At 44.2% G+C, this 17,129-nt stretch carries 15 protein-coding genes and 1 pseudogene; 15 read left to right on the forward strand and 1 reads right to left on the reverse strand.

The window, feature by feature from the left end; all coding sequences use genetic code 11:
• The 11 genes from rpoE to acpS form a co-directional block, all read left to right on the forward strand.
• Positions 1-448, forward strand: a 448-nt coding sequence (gene rpoE / locus ACP45E_RS15085; protein ID WP_069585188.1) for an RNA polymerase sigma factor RpoE, incomplete at its 5' end; no start/stop codon positions are given.
• Between the two features lie 25 nt (positions 449-473).
• Entirely contained in the window at positions 474-1,079 is a 606-nt protein-coding gene (locus tag ACP45E_RS15090) for an RseA family anti-sigma factor (protein ID WP_017036573.1), read from the forward strand.
• A complete protein-coding gene (rseB, locus tag ACP45E_RS15095; protein ID WP_017036574.1) occupies positions 1,076-2,041 on the forward strand; it encodes a sigma-E factor regulatory protein RseB in 966 nt (321 codons plus the stop codon). The genes ACP45E_RS15090 and rseB overlap by 4 nt, the downstream gene beginning before the upstream one ends.
• The gene (locus ACP45E_RS15100; RefSeq protein WP_017038102.1) at positions 2,038-2,532 is read left to right on the forward strand and encodes a SoxR reducing system RseC family protein; all 495 of its coding nucleotides are present in this window, start codon (positions 2,038-2,040) and stop codon (positions 2,530-2,532) included. Before rseB ends, ACP45E_RS15100 begins: the two co-directional genes overlap by 4 nt.
• A 97-nt stretch (positions 2,533-2,629) precedes the next feature.
• Positions 2,630-4,423 carry a translation elongation factor 4 gene (lepA, locus tag ACP45E_RS15105; protein ID WP_017036576.1) on the forward strand — a complete coding sequence of 598 codons (1,794 nt, stop codon included), beginning with the start codon at positions 2,630-2,632 and terminating at the stop codon, positions 4,421-4,423.
• A gap of 88 nt (positions 4,424-4,511) precedes the next feature.
• The gene (lepB, locus tag ACP45E_RS15110; RefSeq protein WP_017036577.1) at positions 4,512-5,408 is read left to right on the forward strand and encodes a signal peptidase I; all 897 of its coding nucleotides are present in this window, start codon (positions 4,512-4,514) and stop codon (positions 5,406-5,408) included.
• 36 nt (positions 5,409-5,444) lie between these two features.
• Positions 5,445-6,122: a ribonuclease III gene (gene rnc / locus ACP45E_RS15115; RefSeq protein WP_017036578.1), complete on the forward strand. Its 678-nt coding sequence runs from the start codon at positions 5,445-5,447 to the stop codon at positions 6,120-6,122.
• A complete protein-coding gene (gene era / locus ACP45E_RS15120) occupies positions 6,115-7,077 on the forward strand; it encodes a GTPase Era (RefSeq protein ID WP_017036579.1) in 963 nt (320 codons plus the stop codon). The genes rnc and era overlap by 8 nt, the downstream gene beginning before the upstream one ends.
• A 90-nt stretch (positions 7,078-7,167) precedes the next feature.
• A complete protein-coding gene (recO, locus tag ACP45E_RS15125) occupies positions 7,168-7,896 on the forward strand; it encodes a DNA repair protein RecO (protein ID WP_017036580.1) in 729 nt (242 codons plus the stop codon).
• Positions 7,893-8,624 carry a pyridoxine 5'-phosphate synthase gene (gene pdxJ / locus ACP45E_RS15130; protein WP_017036581.1) on the forward strand — a complete coding sequence of 244 codons (732 nt, stop codon included), beginning with the start codon at positions 7,893-7,895 and terminating at the stop codon, positions 8,622-8,624. Before recO ends, pdxJ begins: the two co-directional genes overlap by 4 nt.
• Before the next feature lie 5 nt (positions 8,625-8,629).
• Positions 8,630-9,010: a holo-ACP synthase gene (gene acpS, locus ACP45E_RS15135; RefSeq protein ID WP_017036582.1), complete on the forward strand. Its 381-nt coding sequence runs from the start codon at positions 8,630-8,632 to the stop codon at positions 9,008-9,010.
• Here acpS and barA read toward each other — a convergent pair.
• Positions 9,007-11,817, reverse strand: a complete 2,811-nt coding sequence (gene barA / locus ACP45E_RS15140; RefSeq protein ID WP_017038101.1) for a two-component sensor histidine kinase BarA — start codon at positions 11,815-11,817, stop codon at positions 9,007-9,009. The genes acpS and barA overlap by 4 nt on opposite strands.
• A 167-nt stretch (positions 11,818-11,984) precedes the next feature.
• On the opposite strand from barA, the gene rlmD reads away from it, so the two are divergent.
• The 4 genes and pseudogenes from rlmD to ACP45E_RS15160 form a co-directional block, all read left to right on the forward strand.
• Positions 11,985-13,301, forward strand: coding sequence for a 23S rRNA (uracil(1939)-C(5))-methyltransferase RlmD (gene rlmD, locus ACP45E_RS15145; RefSeq protein ID WP_017038100.1), 1,317 nt, complete (start codon positions 11,985-11,987; stop codon positions 13,299-13,301).
• A gap of 69 nt (positions 13,302-13,370) precedes the next feature.
• Positions 13,371-15,593, forward strand: a complete 2,223-nt coding sequence (gene relA, locus ACP45E_RS15150; protein ID WP_017039230.1) for a GTP diphosphokinase — start codon at positions 13,371-13,373, stop codon at positions 15,591-15,593.
• A gap of 193 nt (positions 15,594-15,786) precedes the next feature.
• Positions 15,787-16,635, forward strand: coding sequence for a nucleoside triphosphate pyrophosphohydrolase (gene mazG / locus ACP45E_RS15155; RefSeq protein WP_017038098.1), 849 nt, complete (start codon positions 15,787-15,789; stop codon positions 16,633-16,635).
• A 207-nt stretch (positions 16,636-16,842) separates the two neighbouring features.
• Positions 16,843-17,129: pseudogene (locus ACP45E_RS15160) on the forward strand (hypothetical protein); the annotation flags it as partial.

The raw sequence follows: 17,129 nt of genomic DNA on the forward strand, positions 1-17,129 counted from the left end.
TGGCGATGTAGCCGATGTGGCCCAAGAGGCTTTCATCAAAGCGTATCGAGCCATTCCCACCTTTCGTGGTGAAAGTGCGTTCTATACCTGGCTATACCGTATTGCTGTTAACACTGCTAAAAATCACATTGTTGCCCAAGGACGAAGACCTCCTGCAACTGATGTTGATGCTGAAGATGCTGAATACTATGAAACGGGCAGTGCGCTAAAAGAAATATCGAACCCTGAGAACTTAACGTTGTCCAATGAATTGAAACAAGTGGTTTTTAGCGCGATAGAAGCACTGCCAGAAGATTTAAAAACCGCGATGACGCTACGAGAGCTAGATGGCTTAAGTTATGAAGAAATCGCAGAAGTAATGGATTGCCCCGTAGGAACGATACGCTCACGTATCTTCCGTGCTCGTGAAGCGGTGGAAAAGAAAATAAAGCCTCTTTTGCAGCGTTAGTACTAGTAATAAAATGGTGAAAATAATGGCTGACCAAGAAAAACTTTCAGCACTCATGGATGGAGAAGTGGTCGATAAGGCTCTGATTTCAGAGATTCAACTCGATCAAGAATGTCTAGATACCTGGAAAAATTACCATTTGATTGGTGATGTAATGCGTGGTGACACGCCGAAGGTTGCGGAGTGGAACATTGCTGGAAGTGTCGCGTTAGCTCTCGAAGATGAGCCTACGCATAGCTTATTAAATAGCAACGTTTCAGAGTTAGCTACACACAGAGAAACTCAACCAACGCCGAGCCAAGCAAGGCGCTATCTACCTGACTGGATGCCTCAATTTGGGCAAGTGGCTGTCGCAGCCTGTGTCTCATTAGCGGTCATATTTGGTGTGCAACAGTACTCTGGTGCAGAATCCTCATCGGCAGAACAGTTTCCAGTATTACAAACGATTCCTTTATCAGGCAGTGTTGAGCCTGTGAGTTTGAGTCGAGAATCCGTAGGAAAACAGAATCAAAATGTGAATGTTCAAGAGCAGCGCCGTCGTGTTAACGCAATGCTTCTCGATTATGAGTTACAGCTAAGGCTGAACAGTGAATATTCAGATGGCGACATCATTGAACCGGTAATTGAATGAAAAAAATCCTGATCAGTGCTCTGACGCTGCTCAGTTTGAATGTCAACAACGCCTTTGCAGAATCCTCTTCTGCAGAGGCTTTGTTGCATCAAATGAATGAAGCAAGTCAGCAGTTAAATTACGAACTCTCTTATGTTCTGATCAAAAAGAATAGCATTGAACCTTTGCTGTATCGTCACGCTCGAAGTGAATCCCAGCAGCTTGCCCATCTCGTTTATCTAAGTGGCCCTGTTCGTGAGGTGATACGTCGTGGTGATGAGGTCAGTTACATTGAACCTGGGGTAGAGCCATTTACTATTGAGTCAGGGAAGATGGTCGCACCGACGATTCCATTGCTCAACACAAGCATCGATCATTTGAGTGAACATTATGACTTCATTACCGTTGGTCGGGCGCGAGAAGCGGGAACGGCTTGTCAGGTTTTACGTATCGTCCCCAAAGACGGTTTAAGATATTCCTATGTCTTATGGGTCGATGAGAAAAATAGCCTCCCACTTAGAGCTGATTTGGTTGATCGAGATGGTGAAGTATTAGAGCAATATCGTACGATTTCCTACTCAATTAACGATCAAATTGAAGGCATTCTTAGTGGTTTGAAAGATGCTCAATTACCAGAAGTTATTTCCTTGCCAAAAGGTAATGTAAAACAAACATTCTGGAGTGTTGGTTGGATACCGAGTGGGTTTGAAGCTAAAGAGCTTAATCGTTACCGAATGGCTGTGACTGATCGAATGGTTGAAAGCCAAATGTATTCAGATGGTTTATTTAGCTTTTCAGTCTACGTCTCAGACAGCGATGATCACTCTTTGAAAGGGCAACTCGTTCGTCAAGGGCGAAGAACACTTCATAGCTTTGTTAAAGGGCGCTCTGAAATCTCTGTCGTCGGTGATATTCCCCCGAGTACGGCCAAACGTATTGCTCAATCCATTTCATTTAATGAGACTAAGGCGGCAACGCAATGATGACAGCTTTGGCAACGGTTGCTGCGGTGCATAATAATGACCAAGAATACATTCTTGAGCTGAGCTGTGATCAACAAACAAGTTGTTCTAGCTGTGCATCAAAGCAAAGTTGTGGGACGGGGATTGTGAGTAAAGCCGTAGGGGCTAAGGCGCTTTCTTGGCGTGTCGCTAGCCCTAAACCGGTGAATAAAGGGGATGTTGTTGAAATCGGTTTTCCTGAAAAAACACTGCTGCAATCAGCGGCAACCATTTATCTAATTCCTCTGTTTTCGTTAATACTCGGTGCCATTTTAGGGCAGTTGCTACTGGTTCCTTACTTTCAAGTGGGGGAGCCGGGTGTGATTGCCAGTGCGTTTTTATTTGCCTTTGCTGGGTTTAAGCTAGCAAAGCACAAGGCTCTGAAATTGGAGCAAGCCTCTGAGCAGCAGGTGATTTTACTTCGAACCCTTGGTGGGGCCATTATTCAAACCGCAAATAAGAGTGCGAATTGATTAGAAATTGGGTAGAATCTGCCAACTTGATTGAAATGCAGCCTCAGGCCGCTTTCATATTATTCCTATTTTCAACGAGTTTAGTCACCCCAAGCCTATGAAGCACATTCGTAATTTTTCGATTATCGCCCATATCGACCACGGTAAGTCGACCCTTTCAGACCGTTTAATCCAAGTTTGTGGTGGATTAAGTGAGCGTGAAATGGACGCGCAAGTTTTAGATTCAATGGATTTAGAGCGTGAACGTGGCATCACCATTAAAGCGCAGAGTGTGACACTCGATTATAAAGCGAAAGATGGTGAAACCTATCAACTTAACTTCATCGATACCCCAGGACACGTAGACTTCTCTTACGAAGTGTCTCGCTCTCTAGCGGCGTGTGAAGGTGCATTGTTGGTGGTTGATGCTGGCCAGGGTGTAGAAGCCCAGACCTTAGCGAACTGTTACACCGCGATTGAAATGGATCTGGAAGTCGTGCCCATCTTGAATAAGATTGACTTACCAGCCGCCGACCCTGAACGCGTAGCGGAAGAGATTGAAGAGATTGTTGGTATCGACGCGATGGAAGCCACGCGTTGTTCAGCCAAAACAGGGCTTGGCGTTGACGACGTTCTTGAGACTATCGTTAAGCAGATCCCACCACCCGAGGGTGATCCTGAAGGTCCAACGCAAGCACTGATCATTGATTCGTGGTTTGATAACTACCTTGGTGTGGTTTCATTAGTTCGAATCAAAAATGGTTCACTAAAGAAAAATGACAAGATCCGAGTCATGAGTACCGATCAAGTTTGGGGTATTGACCGTATTGGTATTTTTACACCGAAGCAAGTCGATACTGATGTTCTACGAACCGGTGAAGTTGGCTGGGTAGTTTGTGGTATTAAAGACATCCTAGGTGCGCCTGTTGGTGATACGTTAACACTCGCAAAAGGTGGCTGTGAAGAACGCTTACCAGGCTTCCAAAAAGTGAAACCGCAGGTATACGCAGGCTTGTTCCCTGTCTCTTCTGATGATTATGAAAACTTCCGTGATGCACTAGGCAAACTTAGCCTAAACGATGCGTCGCTGTTTTATGAGCCTGAAAGTTCAGCAGCACTCGGTTTTGGTTTCCGTTGTGGTTTCCTTGGTATGCTGCATATGGAAATCATTCAAGAGCGTCTCGAGCGTGAATACGACTTAGACCTGATCACCACAGCCCCAACGGTAGTTTACGAAGTTGTGCTAAACAAAGGTGAGCTTTTGTATGTAGATAGCCCATCAAAGTTACCTGCAATTAATGATCTTGAAGAGATCCGCGAACCGATTGCCCGTTGTAATATCTTAGTACCTTCTGACTATTTAGGTAACGTTATTAGCTTATGTATCGAAAAGCGTGGCGTTCAAGTGGATATGGTTTACCACGGTAACCAAGTTGCCTTGACTTACGACATTCCAATGTCTGAAGTGGTTCTTGATTTCTTTGACCGTTTGAAATCGACTTCGCGTGGTTATGCGTCACTGGATTACAATTTCCATCGCTATGAAGCGTCAAACATGGTCCGTGTGGATGTACTGATTAATGGCGACAGAGTCGATGCACTTGCCATTATTACTCACCACGATAATGCGCAAAGCCGTGGTCGTTTATTGGTTGAGAAAATGAAAGAGTTCATCCCTCGCCAAATGTTCGATATTGCTATTCAAGCTGCGATTGGGGCGCATATTATTGCTCGTTCAACGGTTAAACAATTACGTAAAAACGTTATTGCAAAATGTTACGGTGGCGATATCAGTCGTAAGAAGAAACTACTGAAGAAGCAAAAAGAAGGTAAGAAACGCATGAAGCAGATTGGTAACGTTGAACTGCCGCAAGAAGCATTCTTAGCCATTCTTCATGTAGGAAAAGATTAACACTTAAAGTAGGTTTACTTTGAAGTGACATTATTAAGTGAAAGGGTTTCGGTCCTTTCACTTTCGTATTTTTAGATAAGGGAAGCTAATGGCAAATACATTTTCACTGATTCTAGTCATCGTAACACTAGTTACCGGTATTGTGTGGGCGCTGGAAAAGTGGGTTTGGGCTAAGCAGCGCCAACAAAAAATAGATAATGCTGAGGCTGAAACCAATGGATTAGACTCTGCTACGGTTGAAAAAATGCGCACTCAGCCTTGGTGGATTGAAAATAGCGTCTCTATCTTCCCTGTGATCGCGTTTGTTTTAGTCTTGCGTTCCTTTATCTATGAACCGTTTCAAATTCCATCTGGATCCATGATGCCAACTCTATTGGTGGGTGACTTCATTCTGGTGGAAAAATTCGCGTACGGAATCAAAGATCCAGTATGGCGTAGCCAGTTGGTGGAAACCGGTAAGCCAGAGCGTGGTGATGTCGCAGTATTCAAGTACCCACCACAACCAAGCATCGATTATATCAAGCGTGTTGTCGGTATGCCGGGTGATACCGTGCGTTATAACGGTAAGAAAGAAATTTGTATTCAGGCCGTCGGTGAGCGTGATTGTAAGCCTGTGCATTTATCGAATGTCGAAGAGAGTGAGTTTTCTCAAAATGGCATTCCGTTAATCCAGCTGGATGAAAAACTAGGCGCAGTCAAACATCAGATTTTAGTGAATCCATTAAGGCAAGACCGCCGCGAAGCGTATCAACCTCGCAGTGGTGTGAGTGAATGGGTTGTTCCACAAGGTCAGTATTTTGTCATGGGTGATAACCGTGACAATAGTGCTGATAGCCGTTACTGGGGTTTTGTTCCTGAAGCCAATTTAGTCGGTAAAGCGGTGGGTATTTGGATTAGCTTTGAATTTGAACGCAGTGACGACAGTGCATTGCCTTCATGGATCCCAACCGGTGTGCGATTTAATCGCATCGGTGGTATTAACTAGTCCAGCATAAGCTGGACCCAAACAAGTCGAGAGAGTATGAATTCTCCTATTGAGAAGCTACAAAAAAAGATCGGTTATCAATTCAATGATACCGATCACCTAGAGTTAGCATTAACGCATAGAAGTGCTCATGGTAAGCACAATGAACGTCTTGAGTTTCTGGGCGATTCAATTTTAAGTTTTGTGATAGCCGATGATTTGTATCATCGTTTTCCTAAGGTGAATGAAGGCGACATGAGTCGTATGCGTGCTACCTTAGTTCGAGGTCACACATTGGCTGAGCTAGGCCGTGAATTTGAACTCGGAGATTACTTAAAATTAGGTCCAGGTGAGTTAAAGAGTGGTGGCTTTCGCCGTGATTCTATTCTCGCTGATGCAGTAGAAGCTATTATCGGAGCCGTGTATTTAGACAGTGATACAGAGCAGGTTCGTCAGGTTATTTTAAGCTGGTACAAAACACGCTTAGATGCCATTGAGCCCGGTGTATCGCAAAAAGATCCTAAAACACGTCTTCAAGAGTTCCTTCAAGGTCGAAGAAAGCCACTCCCTGAGTACATAGTGACTAATATTAAAGGTGAAGCACACAACCAAGAATTTACGGTGTCGTGTGAAGTGGCAGGCCTCGGACAGCCTGTTATTGGAAAAGGTACCAGTCGTCGCAAAGCAGAACAAGCGGCAGCTGGAACAGCATTAGAGCAATTGACCAATGGCTGATAACGAATTTGATATTGATGCGTATTTCGCGTCAAGCAACACACCAAGCACTCCTGAAAATCAACATTGTGGCTTTGTTGCCATTGTTGGTCGCCCAAATGTTGGAAAATCAACACTGTTGAACCACATTTTAGGCCAGAAGATTTCGATTACTTCTCGTAAGCCACAGACAACACGCCATCGTATTATGGGCGTTGAAACTGAAGGTGACTATCAAGCGATTTTTGTTGATACCCCTGGGCTTCATATTGAAGAAAAACGCGCGATCAACCGCTTGATGAACCGCGCTGCGAACAGCTCTTTAAGTGATGTTAACTTGGTGTTTTTCCTCGTCGATGGTACCCATTGGACTGAAGACGATGAAATGGTGTTGAACAAGCTAAGAAAAGCCGATTATCCCGTTGTGTTGTGTATTAACAAAGTTGATAACGTTCAAGATCGCAACGATGTTATGCAGCATATGATGAAAGTATCTTCAAAGATGGATTTCCTCGATGTTGTGCCTATTTCGGCTAAGCTGGGTAAAAATGTGGATGTGCTACGTAAACACGTAAAAAATCATTTACCCAAAGCTAAGCATCACTTCCCTGAAGAGTACGTCACTGATCGATCTCAACGCTTTATGGCGTCTGAAATTATCCGTGAAAAGTTGATGCGTTTTACTGGTGATGAATTACCATATTCAGTCACTGTTGAAATTGAACGTTTTGACTACAACCCGGACAACGATGGTTTTCATATCAATGCTCTAATTTGGGTTGAACGGACCGGTCAGAAAAAAATGGTGATTGGCAAAGCGGGTGAAAAACTCAAAACTATCGGTCGTGAAGCGCGTCTTGATATGGAAGAGTTGTTTGGCCGTAAGGTTTACCTGGAAACTTGGGTCAAAGTGAAATCCGGTTGGGCAGATGATGAGCGAGCTTTACGTTCATTAGGCTACATCGACGATTTATAATACGGCATTAATCGATAACACGATTTGTTTTTGCTAGATAAAAGAGAGAGTATTAACTCTCTCTTTTTGTATCTTTAATAGGGTGGCGGTATGAGTGAAGGACTGCAGCGGTGTTTTGTATTGCACCGTCGCCCTTACAGTGAATCAAGCTTAATCCTCGATGTGTTTAGCGAAGAGTATGGCCGAGTCACTTTGATGTCTAAAGGGGCTCGTAGCAAGCGTTCTAATTTAAAAGGTGCTCTACAACCTTTTACGCCTCTCTTGTTGAAGTGGTCGGGTAATAGTTCAATGAAAACCCTTCGTCAAGCGGAACCCATCAGCCTAGGTCTGCCACTATCTGGTATTAATCTGTATTCTGCGATGTACGTTAATGAGCTTGTTGGGCGGGTTCTTGTTGCCGAAGTTGCCATGCCGTCTTTGTTTCATGACTACCTGCACGCACTGACCGAGTTAGCACAAAGCGATAACCCAGAGCCCGCATTAAGGCGTTTTGAACTCGCCTTGCTCTCAGCTCTCGGATATGGGGTCGATTTTATGCATTGTGCGGGAACAGGAGAGCTTGTTGAACCCACCATGACTTATCGGTATCGTGAACAACAAGGGTTTATTGCCTCGGTGAGAAAAGACCACTTTTCATTTTTAGGTGATGAGCTAATTGCGATCAGTGAACGTCGATTTACCACCAAAGAGCAGCTGAAAGCAGCAAAACGCTTTACACGAATAGCCTTAAAGCCTTATCTTGGCGGCAAACCATTAAAAAGCCGGGAATTGTTCTTACCTCGAGTAGGCATTCCCAAAGCAAGGAGTATTGGAAAATGAGCTCAATTTATCTTGGGGTAAACATCGATCATATTGCTACTTTACGCAACGCACGTGGCACTAAGTACCCCGATCCCGTCCATGCCGCTGAAATTGCTGAGCGCGCAGGAGCCGATGGCATTACCATTCACCTTCGTGAAGATCGCCGTCATATTGTCGATCGTGATGTTCGCCTTTTACGTGAAACGCTGCAAACACGAATGAACCTAGAAATGGCCGTGACTGATGAAATGGTGGATATTGCATTAGAAACAAAACCAGAGTTTGTTTGTCTTGTGCCTGAAAAACGTGAAGAGCTGACAACGGAAGGTGGATTAGATGTCGCAGGTCAGCTAGAGAAAATTAAAGCAGCAACAGAAAAATTGACCAATGCGGGTATTAAGGTTTCTTTGTTCATTGATGCCGATAGAGAACAAATCGACGCAGCAAAAGCGACCGGAGCTCCTTACATCGAATTGCACACTGGTCATTATGCCGAAGCAAAAACCGAAGCTGACCAACAAGATGAATTGAAAAAGATTGCCGCTGCTGCGAGCTACGCCGATGACTTAGGCATTATTGTTAATGCTGGACATGGTTTGACGTATCACAATGTCGCTCCTATTGCGGCTTTGCCTGAGATTTATGAACTGAATATCGGTCACTCCATTATGGGCAGAGCGGTGTTTGATGGTTTATCTAAATCGGTTGCAGACATGAAAGCCATCATGCAAGCAGCTCGAGGTTAAAAGCGATGTCCATTCTTGGTTTAGGAACCGATATTGCCGAGATTGAACGCATTGAAAAAGCCCTCTCCCGTTCAGGAGAGGCTTTTGCACAAAGAATACTGACGAATTCTGAGATGGAATCGTATCGGGGGTTAAAACAGAAAGGGCGCTTTTTAGCCAAGCGTTTTGCCGCTAAAGAAGCAGCATCAAAAGCGCTGGGTACGGGCATTGCTCAAGGCGTATCATTTCAAGATTTCACTATCAGTAACGATCAACTCGGCAAACCGATGTTATCTCTTTCTAACAAAGCTCTCGAACTGTCAGAAAAAATGGGGGTAACCCACATTCACCTGACGATTTCAGATGAACGTCGGTATGCAGTAGCAACGGTTCTGCTAGAATCTTAATCCTCTAAGTGCAATTTAGCCGAGGCTAGTACTTTATCCATTTCATCTTGAAGCTCAAACAGCTCAGGTTCGACCTCTTCGATACTCTTCCCTGAACGAAGTGCTGTTTCAAGAGTGGCACAAACATGTTTAAGTTTAGGGACACCACAATAAGAGCAACTTCCGTGCAACTTATGAATATGATGAATAAGATCGTGAGTCTCTTCTTGGTCGTCTTCTAACGCCGCATTAATGTACCCATTCACTTCAGGAATATAACTCACTAGCATGGTGAGCATCTCTTTTGCTAAATCTTCTTTATTTGCGGCTTGTTTTAACGCGGCTTGCCAGTCAATGATAATAGTTTGGTTACTCGTTGTATCATCCAAACGCTTCGTATCGGTCACCGGCGGCGGGTTAATGTTGTTATCCGACGGGGAAATATAGAGTTTCTCTACGTCACTCTCTGAGGTGTTTGGATTCCAATGAACCAAAACCTGCTGCAATACGTGTTCTTCAATCGGTTTTGTTAAGTAATCATCCATGCCAGCATTAAGTAGACGTTCTCTTTCACCTGCCATTGCGTGGGCCGTGACGGCAACAACAGGTGTGTTGGCGTTGAGCTCAGTTTGTTTGATTTTATGACATGCCGTTACGCCATCCATATGAGGCATTTGAATATCCATAAGTACGATATCAAAGGCATGATTCTCCGCTTGCTGCACCGCATCTTTACCGTTGGTACAAGCGATGATACTTTCCACACGCTCTTGCAGTAGCGCAGTAATCAGTTTCAAGTTCGCGGGATTATCGTCAACAGCCATGACCTTTAAGGGTAGCGTCTCATGGTAAGTCTGCTCTATGGCCGGTAACAGCGTTGGCGGTTGATTCGCTATCATTGTTTGGAGGAGCTTTTTGCGAGACAAAGGCTTGGTAATACATTGAACATCATGAGTTTGAATAAGATGATCGGCCAGAGCCAATTCGGTACTTGGCGTCCCTACAATTACGTTAGGAGACACGGTCTTGGCTTTTTCTACCCATTCTGCAATGGTGTCCACAGAGGCATTTTTATTCGGTGCTAGGTTGAGAATAACGTAATCATAGCGTTCATTCTCTTCAGGCATCGACGAGCGATAAGTGACAATTAAGCCTTCTTGAATCAGCGTTTGCTGGATCACCGAGGCGGCTTGCATGTTCGGCTCAATGAGTAATAAATGCTGTTGTTCTAAGACCTTAGAATCGATGAGGGCGCTCAATGGCATATCGGTAGCATGAAGTCTCAAGGTAAACCAGAAGGTTGAACCTTGGTGCAAGCGGCTGGTTAGGCTGATTTCTCCCCCCATCTGACTGACCAGTTTTTGGGTAATAACCAAACCAAGCCCCGTACCGCCATAGCGACGTGAAATACTCGCATCAGCTTGGCTAAAGGCTTGGAATAATTGCGCCTGTTGTCGCTCAGAGATACCTATACCGGTATCTTTGACCATAAACTGCAACTCAACCATGTCATCTTTTTGTGAACGAAGCTCAACACTGATATCGATATTGCCTCGTTCCGTAAATTTAATGGAGTTGCCCACCAGATTGGTCAGTACTTGCTGAATTCGCAGGGGATCGCCCACCAGACCAACGGGGATTTTAGGATCGACTTTGAGCGTCAATTCTAAGCCTTTTTCGTGAGCCGATGTCGCCTGTAGATTAACGACTTCTTCAAGGCTGTCTTGGAATTCAAATGGGATATTTTCGAGTGCCAGTTTTCCAGCTTCCAGTTTAGAAAAATCCAAAATATCATTGATAATGCTCAACAGGTTATTGGCCGATTTTTCAATAGTCTGTAGGTAATCTGTTTGGCTGTTGGTTAACTGAGTTTTGAGCATCTGTCTGGTGAAACCAATCACACCATTTAGCGGTGTTCTCAGTTCGTGGGACATATTGGCAAGAAACTCCGATTTTACTCGCGCCGCTTCTTGAGCCCGTTTCTTCGCAATATCTAACTCTACGTTCTGAATTTCTAACTGCTCAAGTGTTTCTCGAAGATCCGACGTAGCCTGATCAATGCTGTGCTGCATTTCACTGTGGTAGGCCGACAGGGATTCCGCCATGGCATTGATGCCATTTTTCAATGAGTCCAATTCGCCGTGCATCTTACCTTCGATACGCACATCAATGTGTCCGCGACGAATACGCTGAATCATATTTTTCATGTGCTCGATAGGACGCGTCACATCGTGCATCAAGCGCATTGCAAAGATGGCCGAAAGCCCTAGTCCAAGCAGCAGAATTAATACAGAAAGCAGAATCTCTTGATATTGCTGAAGGCGCAAAGAAGAAAGATCCAGCTCGATTGCGATGTAACCGAATGCCTGGCTTTCCCCTTCACCTTCCAATTCTGTCGCGATGGCCAATCGTGATTCAGGCAAAATAGGGGTTCGTAAAATAAGAGAGTTATCATTCAGCAGCGAAGAGCTATGAAGAGGTATTGCCTGCTCTTTAGGGAAAGTCAGCGACTCAAAATTAGGGTGGAAATTTGACGTCACAAACAGTTCATGTTTTGCGTCAAAAACAGCAATACTGCGAACAAACTTGGAATTTTTTCGATGAGAGTAACTAATGAGGCGTCGCACGGCCTCATGGCTTTGGTTGCGCATGCCGTCTTCACTGGCGATCGCCAAAGGTTCTATTATATTTAACCCAGATTGAATGACTTGTGTCTCGAGATCGTGGTAACGATTAAAAGAAAAGAAACTACTGAGTAACAAGCCAATTATTAGGGTTGGCGCGAGAGTAAGAGTAATAACTCGCGCTCGTAAACCATATCTAGTCATTATTATCTAAACATCGCGGGTTGGATATGGGAAAATAACCCGCAAAGCGAATTATTAAGCTAATTTGCTAGCTTAATCAAGTCGACACCATTCGACAATATACCCAGTGAGAAATAGTGATGCTGGGGGTAAATTAATCAGCAGTAATGACTTTAGGCACTTAGCGCATGGCACGTTTTTTCCAACCAAAAAAGAAAACTCAAATAGAAACAAAGCATCAGTCAGTATTGGTTGAAAAGCTCGATAACCTCGGCTCGGGAATCGCTTTCCTCAATAAAAAGCCTGTTTTTATCGATCAAGCGTTGCCAAGTGAAAAAGTAGTGGTTCAGCTAACGGAAAGTAAGAGTAAATTTGCTCGAGCCCAATTGATAAAAGTCCTTGAGCCTAGCGTTCAGCGTGTGGATCCATTTTGCTCTTACTATAAAGAGTGCGGCGGTTGTAACTTACAGCACTTAGAGCATTCAGCACAACGTGAATATAAACAGCAGTCACTTAGCCAGCTCATGAGTAAGTTCGCAGGACAAGAACTGGCTTTATCTCCCATGCTGTCTGGTGATGACAAAGGGTATCGACGCCGTGCACGAATCAGCGTCTTTGTGGACAAAAAAACGCGAAAGCTTCAGTTTGGTTTTAGAAAAAAACAGAGTAAACAGATCGTAAATATCGACCATTGTGGGGTGCTTGAACCTTCTTTAAGTGCATTGCTGCCAGAACTGAAATCACTCCTTTCTCAGTTTAAAAAGCCAGAAACATTGGGTCATGTCGAATTGGTCAAGGCGGATAATGGTATTGTATTGGTATTGCGCCATCTTCAACTGTTAGCAGAAAAAGATAGCCATGCTTTGACGGAACTGGCACAGCGACATCAGGCGACTCTGTACTTAATGCCAAGCAATGATCAGTTGGATTTAGTCACAGGGGAGCCAGCTTATTACCAGGATGCAGGGGTTAAGATGTCTTTTATACCTAATCACTTTATTCAGGTAAACCAAGAAGTAAATGCCAAAATGGTTGAGCAAGCGATGGATTGGCTTGATCTTTCCAGCCAAGACCGAGTGCTCGACCTATTCTGCGGTTTGGGGAACTTTAGCTTACCCATAGCCCAGAAAGTGAATGCAGTGGTGGGGGTTGAGGGGGTTGAAGAAATGGTAGCGCAAGCGAGTAAAAACGCCATTGACAATGCGCTGGATAATGCCCGTTTTTATCAAGCAAACTTAGAGCAGGATCTGATCACACAGCCTTGGGCCGAAGAAAAATTCGATAAGGTTCTTCTTGACCCAGCCAGAGCAGGAGCGAGCGGGATCGTAGATCAAATTTCTCAATTTGGCGCGAAAAGCGTGGTTTATGTTTCTTGCAATCCTGCTACCCTTGCAAGGGATAGTCAGAGCTTACTTGAACAGGGCTATCAACTGACCAAATTAGGTATGTTGGATATGTTTCCTCATACCAGTCATTTAGAGTCTATGGCTCTGTTTGAAAAATAGAACCAATCAACAAGAACTAATCACCAAAAGATCAGTCGAAAACATAATAATATTTTCTAGGATGAGAAGATGGTTGCGGTAAGAAGCGCGCATTTAAAACCAAACGAACAGTTTGATTTAGATAACTGGGTGGCTAGCCTAGGACAAGACAAGAATATTACCAAGCGACTTAAAGAAGTGTACCGCCATTGTGAAAAAGTGGTGGAAGGTCGTGAAGATGCGCAGTTGCTATTATGGCGCGGGCGTGAAATGAACGAAATTTTAGTGACTTTGTCTATGGATAAAGCCACGTTAGTCGCTGCCCAGCTTTTCCCATTAGTATCGGTTGGTGCCTTTGAACGTGAACTCTTTGAAGAGAGTTACGGTAAAGAGACGATCAAGCTGATTGATGGCGTTGAAGAAATGGCCGCGCTTGGTCAGTTGAACGTGACACTTGAGGGCAGTGCCGCTTCCAATCAGGTTGATAATGTTCGCCGGATGTTATTGGCGATGGTCGACGATTTTCGTTGTGTCGTTATCAAACTGGCTGAGCGAATTTGTAATCTTATTGAAGTAAAAAAGGCCCCAGATGATGTGCGTAGAGCGGCAGCAAAAGAGTGTGCCAACATTTACGCGCCATTGGCGAACCGTTTGGGTATCGGTCAGCTAAAGTGGGAAATTGAAGATTATGCTTTCCGTTACCAGCAGCCCGAAACGTACAAACAAATTGCTAAACAGCTTTCGGAGCGTCGCATTGTCCGTGAGCAGTACATTACTGATTTTGTTGATGACTTAACGTCTGAAATGACGGTGTCTAGTATTAATGCTGAAGTTAGTGGGCGACCTAAACATATTTACAGCATTTGGCGAAAAATGCAGAAAAAGAGCTTAGAGTTTGACGAGCTTTTTGATGTCCGCGCCGTACGAATCATTGCCGATCAATTGCAAGATTGTTACGCCGCATTAGGTGTTGTCCATACGAAATACAAACACCTTCCGAGCGAGTTTGATGACTATGTCGCCAACCCAAAACCCAATGGTTATCAGTCTATCCATACCGTCGTTTTAGGGCCTGAAGGTAAAACCATAGAGATTCAGATCAGAACGAAGCAGATGCATGAAGATTCTGAGCTAGGTGTGGCGGCTCACTGGAAATACAAAGAGGGCGCGTCTACGGTTCGAAGCGGTTACGACGAAAAGATCACCTGGTTGCGTAAACTGATTGACTGGCAAGAAGAGATGTCAGATTCAGGTGAAATGCTGGATGAAGTTCGAAGCCAAGTTTTTGATGACCGCGTTTATGCCTTTACGCCTCGCGGAGATGTGGTTGATTTACCTATGGGGGCGACGCCTCTGGATTTTGCCTACCACATTCACTCAATGGTTGGGCACCGCTGCATTGGTGCCAAAGTTGCGGGTCGTATTGTTCCGTTTACCCACAAACTCACCATGGGTGATCAAGTTGAAATCATTACCCAGAAAGAACCTAATCCTTCTCGTGACTGGCTAAACCCAACCTTAGGTTTTGTTCATTCAGGACGGGCGCGCGCTAAAATCAATGCGTGGTTTAGAAAACAAAGCCGAGAGAAAAACCTAGAAGCGGGTAAAGAGATTCTAGAGGCGGAATTAGCAAAGGTTGGTGCAACTCTAAAACATGCACAGGAGTACGCCTTAAAACGGTTTAATGTCAATACAACCGATGAGCTTTACGCGGGGGTTGGCAGTGGTGATTTGCGGATTAATCAGGTGGTTAATCACATTAACGCATTAGTGAATAAGCCCACTGCAGAAGAAGAAGATCAACAAGCTCTGGAACGATTGCAAGAGGCAGAAAATAAACCGGTTGTGCACAGTCGTCCAAAGAAAGATGCGGTCGTTGTTGAGGGCGTTGATAATTTAATGACGCATTTAGCGCGTTGTTGTCAGCCTATTCCTGGTGATGAAATTAAAGGGTATATCACTCAAGGCCGAGGTATTTCCGTTCACCGAGCTGACTGTGAGCAGCTAGCGGAGCTGAACCACCACGCACCAGAGCGTATCATCGATACAGTGTGGGGAAGCGGCTTTGTCGGATCTTACATCTTAACGGTGCGCATTGAGGCGATGGAGCGAAGCGGATTATTGAAAGATATTACCTCGTTGCTCGCGAACGAAAAAATTAAAGTCACCAGCATGAAGAGTCGCAGTGATTATAAGCGACAGCTTTCAATCATGGATTTTGATTTAGAGCTGAGTAATATCGAGATTTTGGGCCGAGTCACACAGCGCGTAGAGCAATTGAAAGATGTGATGAGCGTGAAACGTCTAGGCTAATTTTTTACGTCGTATTTAGCACTCTAACTGCGTTATGCTCGCACCATCACATAGGCGAGCTATGCAAAGGCGCCTCGAAAGTTTGTTGCCTTTATTAGAAGCGCTAACGACCAAGTAAAAAACTCAGAGACAATAATGGAATAGAGGTGAGTGGTTTTGGCTGCTCACCTTTTTGTATAGAGGAATAAGAGAAATGAGTCATCCAATTGAACAGTTAGAACAAATAATGGCGAAGCTACGTGATCCTGACAATGGCTGCCCTTGGGACCAAAAGCAAACCTTCGACACCATTATTCCCCACACCATAGAAGAGACCTATGAAGTGGTGGATGCGATTCATAATCGAGACTGGCCAAATTTAAAAGAAGAATTGGGTGATCTTCTGTTTCAAGTGATTTTCTATAGTCAAATCGCAAAGGAACAAGCGCTGTTTGATTTTTCAGATGTGGTAAACACGGTGAATGAAAAGCTCACTCGTCGTCACCCGCATGTATTTTCAGATGTTCAATTTGACAGCGAAGAAGCGATCAATGCCAACTGGGATATTGAAAAAGCGAAAGAGAAAGCGGCTAAAAATCAAGATAGAACGAAGAACCTCGACGATAACGGTGAACTGAAATTGGATAGTATTTTAGACGCTATCCCTAACTCGCTTCCTGCTCTTCCTCGTGCGATCAAAATTCAGAAGAAATGTGCTCAATTTGGTTTTGACTGGGACACGTTAGGGCCTGTTGTGGGAAAGATCCATGAAGAGATTGATGAGGTCATGGAAGAAGCGTTGCAAGCTGAGGTTGATTCAGAACGAGTAGAAAGTGAACTGGGTGATTTGCTCTTTGCAGTTGTGAATCTTTCTCGTCATTTGGGGCAAAACCCAGAGTCGGCATTAAGTAAAGCAAACCTTAAATTTACCCGACGTTTTCAGCAGATTGAAGGGCTGGTGAATCAAAAAAACAAGACGTTAACGGATTTCAATTTGAAGCAACTCGATGCTATGTGGGATGAAGTTAAGCGCTTAGAAAAGTTGAAGAAGAATCTAGAATAAATCGTATTTTCTGTTTACTAGTGGGTGAAAGTTGACTCATTTTGAATATTGACTAACTTAAAAGTGGTTAAACAATTTGATTTGGAGCAAAAAATAAAAAACCACAGTGTGATAGATTTCACGTTGTGGCGATAAGGGGCTTCTGGTATATTTATACCCCGTCCAGAAGTAGTCCATTTCCCTCATTCAACCAATTTCAGGTTAAACATGACGACAAATTACATTTTTGTTACTGGCGGGGTTGTATCCTCTCTAGGTAAAGGTATTGCAGCAGCATCTTTGGCTGCTATTTTAGAAGCTCGTGGCCTCAAAGTGACCATGATGAAGCTTGACCCTTACATCAACGTTGATCCGGGCACGATGAGTCCAACTCAGCATGGTGAAGTGTTCGTTACCGAAGATGGCGCTGAAACTGACCTTGACCTTGGTCACTACGAACGTTTCATTCGTACCAAAATGACTAAGCGAAACAACTTCACAGCCGGTCGTGTTTA

The organism is Vibrio genomosp. F10 str. 9ZD137, from assembly GCF_049974785.1.
In the GTDB taxonomy this organism is placed as follows: domain Bacteria; phylum Pseudomonadota; class Gammaproteobacteria; order Enterobacterales; family Vibrionaceae; genus Vibrio.